Origin of the sequence: Parabacteroides leei (assembly GCF_023369805.1) — a bacterium.
GTDB lineage: Bacteria > Bacteroidota > Bacteroidia > Bacteroidales > Tannerellaceae > Parabacteroides > Parabacteroides leei.
Genome location: NZ_JAMBQG010000001.1, coordinates 497003 through 510304, shown reverse-complemented (window position 1 = coordinate 510304; position 13302 = coordinate 497003). Strand labels below are relative to the sequence as shown.

16 protein-coding genes and 1 tRNA gene are annotated in these 13302 nt (G+C 50.6%); 10 read left to right on the top strand and 7 right to left on the bottom strand.

All coding sequences use genetic code 11. From position 1 onward, the window contains the following. Positions 1-8: 8 nt before the first annotated feature. Positions 9-944 (bottom strand): helix-turn-helix transcriptional regulator, encoded by a 936-nt coding sequence (locus tag M1P97_RS02060; protein ID WP_249388251.1) that lies wholly within the window; start codon positions 942-944, stop codon positions 9-11. Between the two features lie 62 nt (positions 945-1006). Then, entirely contained in the window at positions 1007-1435 is a 429-nt protein-coding gene (locus M1P97_RS02055; protein WP_122361663.1) for a pyridoxamine 5'-phosphate oxidase family protein, read from the bottom strand. A gap of 240 nt (positions 1436-1675) precedes the next feature. On the opposite strand from M1P97_RS02055, the gene M1P97_RS02050 reads away from it, so the two are divergent. The 4 genes from M1P97_RS02050 (at position 1676) to M1P97_RS02035 (ending at position 3804) form a co-directional block, all read left to right on the top strand. Beyond that, complete coding sequence (locus tag M1P97_RS02050; RefSeq protein ID WP_195372813.1) at positions 1676-2014, top strand: DsrE family protein; 339 nt, start codon at positions 1676-1678, stop codon at positions 2012-2014. A 57-nt stretch (positions 2015-2071) separates the two neighbouring features. Next, positions 2072-2488: a DUF3788 family protein gene (locus M1P97_RS02045; RefSeq protein WP_249388250.1), complete on the top strand. Its 417-nt coding sequence runs from the start codon at positions 2072-2074 to the stop codon at positions 2486-2488. A gap of 6 nt (positions 2489-2494) precedes the next feature. After that, positions 2495-2950 (top strand): DUF3795 domain-containing protein, encoded by a 456-nt coding sequence (locus tag M1P97_RS02040; protein WP_122354033.1) that lies wholly within the window; start codon positions 2495-2497, stop codon positions 2948-2950. Between the two features lie 65 nt (positions 2951-3015). Next, positions 3016-3804: an aspartate dehydrogenase domain-containing protein gene (locus tag M1P97_RS02035; protein WP_249388249.1), complete on the top strand. Its 789-nt coding sequence runs from the start codon at positions 3016-3018 to the stop codon at positions 3802-3804. Here M1P97_RS02035 and M1P97_RS02030 read toward each other — a convergent pair. After that, on the bottom strand, positions 3787-4671 hold the full coding sequence (locus tag M1P97_RS02030) for an NAD(P)-dependent oxidoreductase (protein WP_249388248.1): 885 nt from the start codon (positions 4669-4671) through the stop codon (positions 3787-3789). The genes M1P97_RS02035 and M1P97_RS02030 overlap by 18 nt on opposite strands. Positions 4672-4926: 255 nt before the next feature. Between M1P97_RS02030 and M1P97_RS02025 the strand changes: the two genes are divergently transcribed. The 4 genes from M1P97_RS02025 (at position 4927) to M1P97_RS02010 (ending at position 7773) form a co-directional block, all read left to right on the top strand. Next, positions 4927-5514, top strand: coding sequence for a GrpB family protein (locus M1P97_RS02025; RefSeq protein WP_249388247.1), 588 nt, complete (start codon positions 4927-4929; stop codon positions 5512-5514). 3 nt (positions 5515-5517) lie between these two features. Continuing rightward, entirely contained in the window at positions 5518-6045 is a 528-nt protein-coding gene (locus M1P97_RS02020; protein ID WP_249388246.1) for a signal peptidase II, read from the top strand. Positions 6046-6152: 107 nt separating this feature from the next. After that, entirely contained in the window at positions 6153-6998 is an 846-nt protein-coding gene (locus M1P97_RS02015; protein WP_249388245.1) for an AraC family transcriptional regulator, read from the top strand. 7 nt (positions 6999-7005) lie between these two features. Beyond that, positions 7006-7773: an N-acetyltransferase gene (locus M1P97_RS02010; RefSeq protein WP_249388244.1), complete on the top strand. Its 768-nt coding sequence runs from the start codon at positions 7006-7008 to the stop codon at positions 7771-7773. Positions 7774-7795: 22 nt separating this feature from the next. On the opposite strand, the gene M1P97_RS02005 is transcribed toward M1P97_RS02010, so the two are convergent. Both M1P97_RS02005 and M1P97_RS02000 read right to left on the bottom strand, forming a co-directional pair. Continuing rightward, positions 7796-8317 carry a methylated-DNA--[protein]-cysteine S-methyltransferase gene (locus tag M1P97_RS02005; protein WP_249388243.1) on the bottom strand — a complete coding sequence of 174 codons (522 nt, stop codon included), beginning with the start codon at positions 8315-8317 and terminating at the stop codon, positions 7796-7798. A gap of 234 nt (positions 8318-8551) precedes the next feature. After that, positions 8552-8636: transfer RNA gene (locus M1P97_RS02000), tRNA-Ser, on the bottom strand. Between the two features lie 190 nt (positions 8637-8826). Between M1P97_RS02000 and trxA the strand changes: the two genes are divergently transcribed. Then, entirely contained in the window at positions 8827-9300 is a 474-nt protein-coding gene (gene trxA / locus M1P97_RS01995; protein ID WP_195372821.1) for a thioredoxin, read from the top strand. Between the two features lie 122 nt (positions 9301-9422). Here the strand turns inward: trxA and M1P97_RS01990 are convergent, their stop codons facing one another. Continuing rightward, positions 9423-9971 (bottom strand): 30S ribosomal protein S16, encoded by a 549-nt coding sequence (locus M1P97_RS01990; protein WP_075558141.1) that lies wholly within the window; start codon positions 9969-9971, stop codon positions 9423-9425. Positions 9972-10164: 193 nt separating this feature from the next. On the opposite strand from M1P97_RS01990, the gene M1P97_RS01985 reads away from it, so the two are divergent. Continuing rightward, positions 10165-11808 (top strand): ABC-F family ATP-binding cassette domain-containing protein, encoded by a 1644-nt coding sequence (locus tag M1P97_RS01985; RefSeq protein ID WP_249388242.1) that lies wholly within the window; start codon positions 10165-10167, stop codon positions 11806-11808. On the opposite strand, the gene M1P97_RS01980 is transcribed toward M1P97_RS01985, so the two are convergent. After that, on the bottom strand, positions 11805-13280 hold the full coding sequence (locus tag M1P97_RS01980; RefSeq protein ID WP_249388241.1) for a DUF3943 domain-containing protein: 1476 nt from the start codon (positions 13278-13280) through the stop codon (positions 11805-11807). The genes M1P97_RS01985 and M1P97_RS01980 overlap by 4 nt on opposite strands. Between the last annotated feature and the right edge of the window lie 22 nt (positions 13281-13302).

The window sequence follows — 13302 nt, the reverse complement described above, 5'->3', positions numbered from 1 at the left end:
AGTTGCTTTCAGATACGGATCTTGCCGATCAACTCCCGGACGACCGTTTTCAAAGCTTCCGGCGCGATGATCTCCGCCCGGTCGGCAAACGACAGGTACCAGTGGCCGAACTTGTCGAGCGAATAGATCCGGTATTTCTGGACGAAGTACTCCCCATCCGCCACCTCCTCATAAAGTCCGTAAGTGTATTTGGAAACTTCCGTATCGCGTGCCACGTCGCGGTGGACGCGGAGCGTTACTTCGATCTCGTCCTCTACATCATAGATCCGGGGGATCAGCTCGTCGAGCGGAAGATGCTCCTCCTCGAAACCGTTTTCGCCCAGACAAAGGTGGACGATTCTGCCGAGATGGAAGGTGCGGTAATCCCTCCTTAACTTGCACCAGGCGAGGACATACCAGATACCGCCCATGAAGAACATACCCTGGGGTTCGATCGTACGGTGGGTGACCTGGTAGTTGTAGCCCGCCTTGTAGGTCATGACGAGCTGTTTCTTGTTCAGCAACGCCTTCATAAGGGTTTGCAGGACGTTGGCAGAGGCGGTGCGCGTATTCTGGTGGATACCCGAGATACGGATATAGGGGTCGAAATGATGGAGGATATCCTTGTCGGCCGTCCGCAGCACGGCACGTATCTTGTCCATCCCGCTGCGGAATACATCGTAGGTATCGCCATCGGTCTGATGGCAGACCAGTTTCTCCGCCACGAGGAAAGAGAGGGCCTCGTCAATCGTGAACATCAGGGGCGGCAGCTTGAAACCGTCCACCAGCGAGTAACCCAGCCCTGCCTCACCACCGACAGGGATACCCGACTCTTCCAGCGAACGGATATCGCGATAAACCGTCCGGAGACTTACACCGAACTGATCCGCTATCTCACGTGCGGTGACGACCGGGCGGGATTGCAGCTTGACCAGTATAGCGGATATTCGTTCCAGGCGGTTCATTGTGTGCGTTTGTCGAATTGATTGGTGACAAAGATACAACTTTTACGTTACCGGCAGCGGGATCAGCAGATCATCGCCCGGATAGAAGCCGGGATAAGGCGGATGATGCAGATGCCCTCTCCCGTCGGTCCTTCGGGTGAGTATTCGTTCATCCAGTCTTGCCAGAGTTCGCGTTTCAATGCTTCGTCGGTGATGATCTCGGCTTTGCCTGCGATCTGGACCTGTCCGCTCTCCATCGTGGCGTACATCACTTCACAGCGTGGGTCCAGGCGGAGGTTCGCCAATTTCTGACAGCTGGCTTCTGTCGCAAAATGGAGTTGCTGCAAGGTCTGGCCTGCCAGGTTGTTAAGTCCCGATAGGCGTGGCCCAGTCTCCGGATTGTTGGTGGCAACGATGCCATATTCAAATCCCCGGATGAACTTTTCCGCTTCTTCCACCTGCTCTTTCGTCATCCCCGCAACTTCCCCTAAATAAAACAATTTCATTTCCATCTTCGTAGTTTTTAATGTTAATATTCGAACTGTGAAGCAAAGGTATGGGGAGGGGGTGACAACAGTATGTCAGCAGGGAAGAGATTATTTCGTACTAATTACGAAAATATATTCTCGAACGCACCGCCTGTCTTCATAGAATTTTTTCTTTACTTTTGCCCATGAATATTTTCGGACAATCTCTATTTCTTTTTCATACATTTGCGAATCAACATAACCATATACATAAATCATCTTATTATGAACGACAAATTAAACATTCTCTGGACAACCGACAATAAAGACACCATATTCAATATGTTATCGATGTACACCCTCAACTCCAAAAAGAGAGACTGGTGGAAAGAAGTGAACGTGATCCTTTGGGGAGCCTCCGTTAAACTCGCCGCCCGGGACACGCAGGTGCAGACGGAAATCCTGGAAATGCTTCAAGCAGGCGTCACCGTCGAAGCCTGCCAGGACTGCTGCGAAAGGTTCGAAGTGAAGCCAATCATCGAGAAACTGGGTGTTACCGTCAGATACATGGGGGCCCCGCTAACCGAATATCTCAAGAACGGAGAAAAAATATTGCCCCTTTAACGGGCGACATATCCTTATACAATTCTCTTTATTTTATACACCGAAATACACAACATTATGGAACCTCTGATTTTAAAAGACAAAAACGTTTTCCCCACTAATGAAGTCATCGCCGACGTTCTCGATGCAAGTTTTCCCGCATTCGAAGAATTCAGCGCATCGGCCGCAGCCGCCGACCTGACACTCGAGTGGAACTATTACAACGACGGGAAGGCCTGGTTATGCAAAGTCCTGTCGAAGAAAAAAAACCTAGCCTGGCTGGTTGTCTACCAGAGCTTTTTCAAGGTCACTTCCTACTTCACGGAAAAACACCTGGACCGTATCGCCGGGATGGAAATTACGGAAAGCATCAAAGAAGAATTCTACCGGGCCAAACCCAGCGGAAAACTCATCCCTATGACCGTTGCCATCACCGAAAAAGAGCAGGTGGAGGATGCCTTATCGATGATACTTTTCAAAAAAGGATTAAAATAGAAGCATATGCAACCCAACGAAATCATAAAGAAACATATCGCCCCCTGCGGACTTCACTGCGGGGGCTGCTTTGCCTTCAACGGAGGCAAGATACAGAAACACAGCGGTGAACTCGCTAAAAGCCTGGGTAACTTCGATGTCTATGCCCAACGTTTCGTCACCATGCTCGACGAACCTGTCTTCGAAAACTACCAGGCGTTCAAAAGTATGCTGCATTACTTCTCGGAAACCAAATGCAACGGCTGCCGCGAGCAACAATGTGCCTTGTTCAAAAGCTGTAATGTCAGGGATTGTTTCCGCCAGAAGGGAGTCGACTTCTGCTATCAATGTGACTCGTTCCCCTGTTCACAGACCGGATTCGACGAGCATCTGTACAAGCGTTTCATCTCGATCAACGAAAAGATACGCGAAATCGGCATCGAAAACTATTACGACGGGATCAAGGATCTTCCCAGATATTAACAACACGCCGCATATTCGCCAGTCCCGTTTGGGAAATCAGATTAAAATCGAGTACCTTTGCCTGCATGGAAAAGTTAGTAATTGTCGGATGCGGACGGCTCGGAGGTATCGTAGCCGACGCTGTGATCAAAGGCATTTTGCCCAAATATGAGTTAGTGGGGGTCTACTCCCGTACAATCTCCAAAGCAGAAAACCTGGCTGCCCGGATGCAACAACACGGGAAACCTTGCCGGGTATGTGCGACCATCGAAGAATTGCTTGCCCTGAAACCGGACTATCTGGTGGAAGCCGCCTCGCCTGCCGCCATGAAAGAGCTGGCGTTGCCTGCACTGAAAAACGGCACTTCCATTGTCACCCTTTCGATCGGAGCGCTGGCCGACGACCTCTTTTATCGCGAGGTAGCGGAGACAGCCAAAGCAAACGGCACCCGTGTCTACCTGGCCTCCGGGGCTATCGGCGGCTTCGATGTATTGCGGACTGCCGCCCTGATGGGAAACGCCACCGCCCGTTTCTTCAACGAGAAAGGCCCTAACGCCCTGAAAGGAACCGCCGTCTACGATGAATCGCTGCAAACGGAACAGCGCGTCGTCTTCTCCGGAAATGCGATGGAAGCCATCCGGCTCTTCCCGACGAAAGTAAATGTTACGGTAGCGGCCTCACGGGCTTCGGTAGGACCAGCGAACATGGAGGTGACAATGCAGTCCACCCCCGGATTTACGGGCGATACCCAGCGGGTAGAGATCAGGAACGATCAGGTGCATGCCGTCATCGACGTCTACAGCGCAACGGCAGAGATAGCAGGATGGTCGGTAGTGAACACCCTGCTCAATATCACCTCACCCATCGTATTCTGAGAGGTTGGCCAGTACTTTTTCGCTCAGGCGGTCGAACGCCTGGCGTGTACGGCCGGTCGACACCTGCATGCAACGTACGTGCGGATTGCTCAACAACTGTGCACTGCCCAAAGCACCTGCGGTATCGCAGAAACAAAGGTTGTCGCCTTCCAGCCACTTCACAAACGGAATCTCGTCCCAGGCGGGAGACAACCCCGTATTAAACAATATCTTTTTATTACCGAGCTGCTCAAATTCCGCTTCATGCAGCAAGACCGTGTTCTTATTCAGGCAGCAGCAAACCACTTCACTTTGTGCCAGCAGCTCACCCAGTGGCAGGAAACGGTAACCTTTCCTACGTGCCTCTTCCTTCTCGCTCCGGGCAAAATAGGCGACATCGGCACCAAAGAACTTCAGGGCATCGGCTATCATCCCACCGGACTTACCCAGCCCGACGATCCCCACTTTCAACCCGGTGATCTCACGAGGCATCTCATCCCATACCTCCTGTCCGAAGCCGTGCAAGCAACGAACCAGCTCACTGATAACATACTCCACCACCCCTTCGTCGCCATAATCGCGGATACCAGTCACAACAATCCCCCGCTCATTGGCATAGCGGATATCGACATTGGCACTCTCCGGCGAGTAAAGGGAACAGCACATCCCGATATAGCGGACATTCGGGCATTTCTCCAGTGCCGCCCGTTCGATTCGGGAGGTGTAACTCAAAAGGACAGCGTCCGCATCCCCGATACGGGTAGCCACCTCTTCATCCCCCGTAGGTATGTCATCGTACATAACTACTTCTTTCGCAAAATCTTGCAATTTCTTTTCTGCTGATGGAATCAGGCTTACAGGCTCTATCGCCACTAATTTATTGAACATGAATATTTCTGCTTATTTGTTTCCTCACAAAATTAATCCTTTTCGGTAAGAAACAAAAGACTATTTCCATCCATTCTTCCCTTCTCTCCCTTATTTGCGCATCTGTTATGCTGCCGGGAAGCATCTGTTATGCCATCGAATAGCATCTCTTTCCCGGAAATTCCATATCTCAAAAACTTATCTTATCTTTGGAAACATGGAAACAAAGCAAGCAACAATCAACCGGATCAACATCGTGATCGAATGTAAAGCAGCATGAAAAATAAGAATTTGAACGAAATGAGCAACGAAGAACTCTGGCAACTGTTCCCGATCATCCTCTCGGCGCACGACCGGGATTGGCCCAAGCGTTACGAAACAGAAAAAGACCGCCTCGTGAAAGCCGTAGGTGCGGAAAACATCGTCCGCATCAGCCATATCGGAAGCACATCCGTACCGAGACTGACAGCCAAACCGACGATCGACATATTGCTGGAAATACAACAGGAAACCGACCTCGTCCGCCTCATCCCGACCATCGAAGCGGAGGGCTACATCTATTCCCCCCAACCCGGAAATCCGCCTCCCCATATGATGTTTATGAAAGGCTATACCCCCGAAGGCTTTAAAGGTCAGGCCTTCCACCTCCACGTAAGATACTCCGGCGACTGGGACGAACTCTATTTCCGCGACTACCTTCTCTCCCATCCCGACACGGCGCAAGCCTACGGAGAATTGAAAGTCAAACTACAAAAAGAGCACGAACATGACCGCGACGGCTACACCGATGCGAAAACCGGTTTCATCCGCGAAATAACAAACCGGGCAAAAGAACAGATTACCCATCCTCCAAAAGCAGAATAAATTATGAAAACCAGAGAGATTATATGGTGGACACTCCTGCTGATCTTCATCGATCAGGCAACAAAGATCGTGATCTATCATTTTTATATGGACACCCATTTCGATATTATCCCTTCGCTCTTCGAGTTCAGGCCGGTATTCAACGACAAACACAGCTACGTCAACTATCTTCTGAACCAGAAACTGAATATCAATATAGACTTTTGGATACACATGGTCATCTTCGCCGTTGCCGAATGTATCATACTGGCATTATATGTCTTCTTCAGAAGCCTGTCAAAAAAGACAAAGCTCCTCGACATTGCCATCATCTTCCAAACAGCGGGGATTATCTGTGCTTTGCTCGGCAATATCGTCTGGGAAAAGGGGGTATTGGATTTCATCTATCTCAAACCCTTGTTTATTTTTGACCTGAAAGATATATACTTAAATACTTTTACCGTTTTCTTTCTTATATATGTACACAAGCACAGGGAAAAAATAAGGACGGCAAAAATAAAAGACGTCTTCAACCATCTCCGTAACAGATAGAAGAGACGGACGCACAGGAGGCAATCGAAACGAAAACGAATTTGGCCGGATTGGACAACTTCCGGTCAATATAGATTGCCTACTTTTGTCCCTAAAGAATCAGAAGCATGCGAAGCAGTACCGAAAATATCTATCAGAAAAAGGTGAACCAGGTAATCGATTACATCAGCGCTAACCTGCACCAGCCGTTACAACTGGACGTTATAGCCGGAAGGATCTGTGTATCCCGGCGGCAGTTGCTCCGCATCATGCGCTCCGCCCTCAACGAATCCCTCCATGCCTACATGGCCAGGCAGCGGATGGAACGGGCCATCATGTATATGCAGACGGAGGAGATGACGCTGGCCGAGCTAGCCGCGCGGGTAGGCTACGACAATCCGCAATCGTTCTCGAAAGCCTTCAAGAAGCTGTTCGGAATCTCGCCGAAAGCCTATATCAACGGGTTGAACGCCCGCTTGCAGGAATATGTGAAAAGCAGCGGTGGCAAATACGAAACCGTCCCTTCGGAAATCTGTGAGGAGGAAGACCTGAATCTGATTTATATCCGCATCGTGGGACAGTACGGGAAGGAAAAGCCTTACGAAACGGCCTGGAACAAGCTGATAAAGTTCCTGGAAGAAAAGCAGGTACTATCCGCCGCCACCCGCTTCATCGGCCTGAGCTTCGACGATCCGAACGTCACCACAGCCGGACAATGCCGCTTCTACGCCTGTGCAACGGTGGATAAGCCGGTCGAAGCGGCAGGCGTCTTCGGCACACTCCGGCTGCGGAAAGGGAAATATGCCGTTTATACGTTGAAAGGCAGTTATTCCAGCCTGCAGGAGTTTTACAACAACATCAGCGTCAACTTCAACCACACCATCCGCCACGGGATGCCTTTCGAGGAATACATCCATTACACCGGGACGGACAGCGAAGCGGCTCTAACCAAGATTTACATACCCATAAAATAAAATCATCATGGAAACGAAATACATCACCCTGACGAAGGAAAACATCGCAACCGAACATATCTGCTGCGCCTTCTCCGACAAGAAATGCAAGGAAAGTTACGAGCTGAAAAAGGAATGGCTCAGGAAAGAGTTCGATAACGGATACGTATTCCGCCGTCTCGACGAACGCGCCAAGGTATTTATCGAATATGTTCCCGCCGAAAAGGCATGGGTTCCCGTCGATGCCCCCGGTTATCTGATGATAAACTGCTTCTGGGTTTCAGGGCAGTACAAAGGATGCGGGCACGGAAAGGCCCTGTTGCAATCCGCTATCGACGATGCCAGGGCACAGGGAAAGGCGGGGCTGGTCACCGTAGCGGGTACCTCCAAGTTCCATTTTATGAGCGACACCAAATGGCTTTTGCGCCAGGGTTTCCAAACGGTGGAGAAGCTGCCTGACGGTTTCAGCCTGCTGGCTTTGAAAATCGACCCCGAAGCCCCTGACCCGTCGTTCAGGGCAAGCGTGCGAAGCGGGGAATGCGAGGAAAAGAATGGCGCGGTCGTCTATTACACCAACCGTTGCCCGTTCACAGAATTTCATGTACGCGGTACGCTGGCAGAGATGGCCGAAAGGAAAGGCATACCGCTGAAAATCATCAAACTGGAGACGATGGAACAGGCACAGGACGCACCTACGCCGGCAACCCTGTTCACCCTTTTCTACTACGGAAAGTTCGTTACGACCGACGTCAGCGTATGTATGGAGAAGCGGTTCGAGAAGATTGTCGGGATTTAATCGCCCGTCTACCAGCGAACGGTTACCCGAACAGGCCGGCAGGCGACTCCAGTTCGAGCAGCAGCTTCTTCGCCGGAAGACCTCCGGCATAACCTGTCAGCTGGCGGTTGCTGCCGATAATACGATGACAGGGCACAAAAATCGAAATGGCATTCGCACCGTTAGCCGCCGCCACCGCACGCACTGCCTTGGGATTGCCCAGGCGTTGGGAAAGTCCGGCGTACGACTCGGTCGCTCCATAAGGGATTTCCAATAGTTCATTCCATACCTTCTTCTGAAAATCGGTTCCGGCAAAAAGCAGGGGGATATCGAAAAAGGTACGTTTATGGTCGAAATATTCGTCGAGCTGGGTGATCGCTTCTTCAATCGTCGCGGATCCGCCTTCCTCATATCCGGCATGCAAATCTTTCTGAAGCCGGGCGTCGATCAGCTTTCTACGCTCCTCATCCTGCCAGTCGCACAGGCATAGTTTATCACCGTATGAACCGATAATCAATTTTCCGCAAGGGGACTGATAGTATTGTATCCGGATAGTTTCTTCCATTTGGGTATCGTATTTGTTTGTATGACAGCAAATCTACGAACTTTACAGGGAGGAAACAACAGGATAACAGGTGTTTTCATACATTTTAAGTTATAGAGAAACTGTCCGTTGTTTCAACAAAAGAGATACATTGCCCGGATAGAAACATGAATTTTCCAGATAAAAGACATTTGTAATCTGCATCAAAAGAAAAATCCTCATAAACCTAAGTTTACAAGGACTTCTTATACTCTGCGGAGAGATAGGGATTCGAACCCCAGGAACCTCTCAGTTCAACGGTTTTCAAGACCGCCGCAATCGACCACTCTGCCATCTCTCCAGTACATTTTGCTATCGTTTTCTCTCGATTGCGGTGCAAAGGTAGTGATTATTTTTATATCTCCTAATCTTTGGAGATATTTTTTTCTTTTTACGCTAATATTTTTCTTTTAACCGCAAGGGATGGGAATTGTATCCGTTTTATTGCTATTTTTGTATTTAATAATTATCAATGTAGTAATAAGGTTTATATGAGAAAATTAAAGGATTTATTCTTGATTTCGGTGGTACTGCTGCTCGTCAGTTGTTCCATGTCGGCCAAGTCGGATAAAAGTGAAACAGGAAACGTGGCGGCACAAGGCGAAGTAGTCGTATTGAACAAAGCTGACTTCCTGACCAAGGTATATAATTACGAGAAAAACCAATCGGAATGGGTATACGAAGGCACGAAGCCTTGTATCGTGGACTTCTACGCCGACTGGTGCGGACCTTGCAAGAAAGTTTCTCCTATCCTGAAAGAACTGGCCGGAGAGTATAAGAACGACATCGTCATCTATAAGATCAATGTCGACAACGAAAAGGAACTGGCCGCCGCTTTCGGCATACAGAGCATCCCTACCCTGCTGTTCATCCCGGCAAAGGGAAAACCGCAGATCGCACAGGGCGCACTTTCAAAGGAACAGTTCGTTGAACAGATCAACGGATTCCTGCTGGGCAAAAAGTAATTTTCAGCCGCGTGGGTAGGAGATACACCACGTGGCTTCAACTATACCCACATGGTTTCGGGCATAAAAAAGAGGACATCCTTATGATAAGGATGTCCTCTTTTTTATTTGGCAGGCAGGAATTATTCTGCGCTTTCTGCTGCGGGAGCTTCTTCTGCAGGAGCATTTGCTGCTGCTTCTTCAGCTGCTTTTGCGGCAGCGGCGGCTGCTAATTCTGCTTTCTTTTTAGCTACTTCTTCAGCTTTTGCCTTGTTTGCTTCTTTTTCTGCTTCAAGACGAGCTTTTTCTGCTGCCTTAGCTGCTTCGCTGTCTTTTGTCTTTACTGCTTCAACAGAAGCCTGTTTGTTTTTCAACCAAGCCTGGAATTTTACTTCAGCTGCCGCTTCGTCGAATGCACCCTTCTTTACACCTTCCAATAAGTGTTTCTTCATGCAAACACCTTCACGTGAAAGAATGTTACGAGTTGTGTCTGTAGGCTGTGCACCTACCTGTAACCAATACAAAGCTCTTTCGAAGTTCAAATCTACTGTAGCAGGATTAGTGTTCGGATTATAAGAACCTATCCTTTCAATAAACTTTCCATCACGTGGAGCCCTGCTGTCTGCAACTACGATCTGATAAAAAGCGTAGCTTTTGCGACCGTGTCTCTGCAATCTAATTTTTGTTGCCATGTTTGAATTATTATTTACGCTGTTTGTATTAGCGGGTGCAAAGATAGTGCTTTATGGACATAAAACAAATATTAATCAGGGAAATTTCGTCGTAAAACCAACATTTCCATCGGCATAGAGGGGGTACGATTGCTTATATGAACATTTTTCCTACCTTTGCGCCTGCTTTTTACAATATATATATAATGTACGTATGATTTCAATCGATGGACTTACAGTAGAGTTTGGCGGCAGTGCCCTCTTTTCAGATATATCTTTCGTGATTAACGAAAAAGACCGGATCGCCCTGATGGGGAAGAACGGGGCGGGTAAATCGACCCTGCTCAAGATCCTGGCCGGGGTACGCGAACCGAGCCGGGGAAAGGTTTCGGCCCCCAAGGATACGGTAATCGCCTATCTTCCACAGCATTTGATGACCGAGGACGGTCGCACGGTATTTGAGGAGACGGCGCAGGCATTCGCCCACCTACATGAGATGGAGGCCGAGATAGAAGCGATCAACAAGGAGCTGGAGACGCGCACAGACTACGAGTCGGACGGCTACATGGAGCTGATCGAACGGGTGTCGACCCTGAGCGAGAAGTTCTACTCGATCGAGGAGATCAACTACGACGCCGACATCGAAAAGACGCTGCTGGGACTGGGTTTCAAGCGGGAGGATTTCACACGGCAGACCAGCGAGTTCAGCGGTGGCTGGCGGATGCGTATCGAACTGGCCAAATTGTTGCTGAAGAAGCCCGACGTGTTGTTGCTCGACGAGCCGACCAATCACCTGGACATCGAGTCGATTCAGTGGCTGGAGGATTTCCTGATCGAGAACGGACAGGCGGTGGTTGTCATCAGCCACGACCGTGCGTTTGTCGACCACATCACCACCCGCACGATCGAGGTGACGATGGGTCGCATCTACGACTACAAGGTGAATTACAGCAGTTACCTGCAACTCCGCCTCGAACGCCGCGTACAGCAGCAGAAGGCTTTCGACGAGCAGCAGAAGATGATTGCCGAGACGAGGGAGTTTATCGAACGTTTCAAGGGGACTTATTCGAAGACTTTGCAGGTGCAGAGCCGCGTCAAGATGCTCGAGAAGCTGGAGATACTGGAGGTCGACGAGGAGGATACCTCGGCTTTGCGGTTGAAATTCCCGCCTTCGCCCCGCTCCGGTTCGTATCCGGTGACGATCGAAAACGTAGCGAAGTCGTATGGTGACCACACGGTGTTCCGCAACGCCAACCTGACAATTGAGCGGGGCGACAAGATTGCCTTTGTCGGTAAGAATGGCGAGGGTAAATCGACCCTGGTGAAATGTATCATGAAGGAGATCGAACACGACGGCACGCTGACGATGGGGCATAACGTGATGATCGGCTATTTTGCCCAGAACCAGGCTTCGTTGCTGGACGAGAACCTGACGGTGTTTCAGACGATCGACGACGTGGCGGTGGGCGACGTGCGCAACAAGATAAAGGATTTGCTGGGCGCATTCATGTTCGGCGGCGAAAATTCGGCCAAGAAGGTGAAGGTTCTGTCGGGAGGCGAGCGCACACGTCTGGCAATGATCAAGCTATTGCTCGAACCGGTCAACCTGTTGATCCTCGACGAGCCGACGAATCACCTGGACATGAAAACGAAAGACATCCTGAAGCAGGCGTTGCTCGACTTCGACGGTACGCTGATCGTGGTGTCGCACGACCGTGACTTCCTCGACGGCTTGGTGACCAAAGTCTACGAGTTCGGCAACCAACGGGTGACGGAACATCTGGAAGGTATCTACGAATTCCTGCAACGGAAGAAGATGGAAAACCTCAACGAGTTGGAACGTTCGAAAAAGAACTAGATCTTCACCCCGATGCTGAGACGCAGGTCGTAAGTGGAACGGTTCACGTCCTCGTGATAGCTGTAATGGGTGCGGCGGGAGAAATAACGGTTGGACAGGCTGATGTTCCACTTCTTGTCGGAAAGGTAGACGAGCCGCACCTCCATGACCGTCAGGCGCGAATGTCCCTTGTCGCCCTGCACGTTGAAGGTATGCGGGTCGACGGTCGAAAGATCCACGTCCGGGTCATATCCCTTCCAGGTGAAGATATGGTAGTTCTCAAGGTTCAGCAGGAAACCCCAGCGACCGTTGTAAGTCAAGCCCGAAAAGGCCTTTGCACTGTAACCGCTTCCCATGTTGTAATCGCGGTTGTCGAGGCGGAAATAGTCGGACGAGCCGCCCCCGAGCGCGACACCGTTGAGGTAGAACGCACCGAAGGCATCCACCTTGTCGGCCGGTTCGGCACGTTTATAATAGATGATCCCCCCTCCCACGGCAGCGGCTTCGGAGATGCGGTAAGGCGCGACCTTGCCACCTTCGCTCGAACGCAGTTGCGAATCGTAATAATCAAAGTGCTGGAAGATACCGGCGGTGAGCGTACGAGGGCCTTTCTCCCAGACGCGCTTTCCCCAGAGGGCACCGATGGCGTTCACCTGGGTGATGACGGGCTGGCTCGAAAAGAAGTCGAAACCGGCACGCAACTGGAACCACTCGTAGGGCAAATAGAACTTGTCTTCGAACGGGTCGCCGTAATCCAGACGGAGGCCGACATGCATGCTCGTCGTTCCGTGACGGGAATGTTCCTGCTCGGCGAGGAAACGCGGTCCGGCGGTTACTATGAAGTTCACCGGGACATAGGCGTAGGTTCTCCCCTTGTGTGGCCTGTGCTTCCACGCCTCCCCTGTTATCACGCGGTTGATTCCCCTGATCGGTGAGATCAGGCCGGAGAGGATCTCGCGCCCCACACGTTCCGCGCCGCTCGAACGGTCGTCGATGAAAAGGTCGGACAAGCGGTAGGTGATCTCGCCCAGTTCCACGCCGCCAAAGGTGGTGGCCAGCAGGTCGTTGATCGAAGGGGGTTCGTTCTCCATGAAGAATTCCCACATCAGGCTTCCGCCGGCCGCATAGGGGATCGACTGCCAGAAGTTGAGCCCGTTGCTACGGGCGGCATTGAAATACAACGATCCATGATAGGGATGCGCCACGAGGTTGGTCGAAAACATATCGGTGTCCCAGACCGGCCCGGTCTTGAAATTGCTCTTTATCGTATGTCCGTTGATACGTGCAAAGTCGGCGTTCAGCGCGAAACGGTCGAACGCCCAGATCCCCATGTTCAGGCCGAAGACTTCCGCGGCTACCAACCAGGGCTTCTTCGGCATAAAATACGTTGAGTCACTCACGTAATTTCTTGTATCCATTTTAGGGAAATGCTGGCCCCACATCCACTGGAGCGGAAGCAGGAGAAACAATCCCATCCATATAATCTTCTTCATTATCCTACAATCTTTTAGCCTG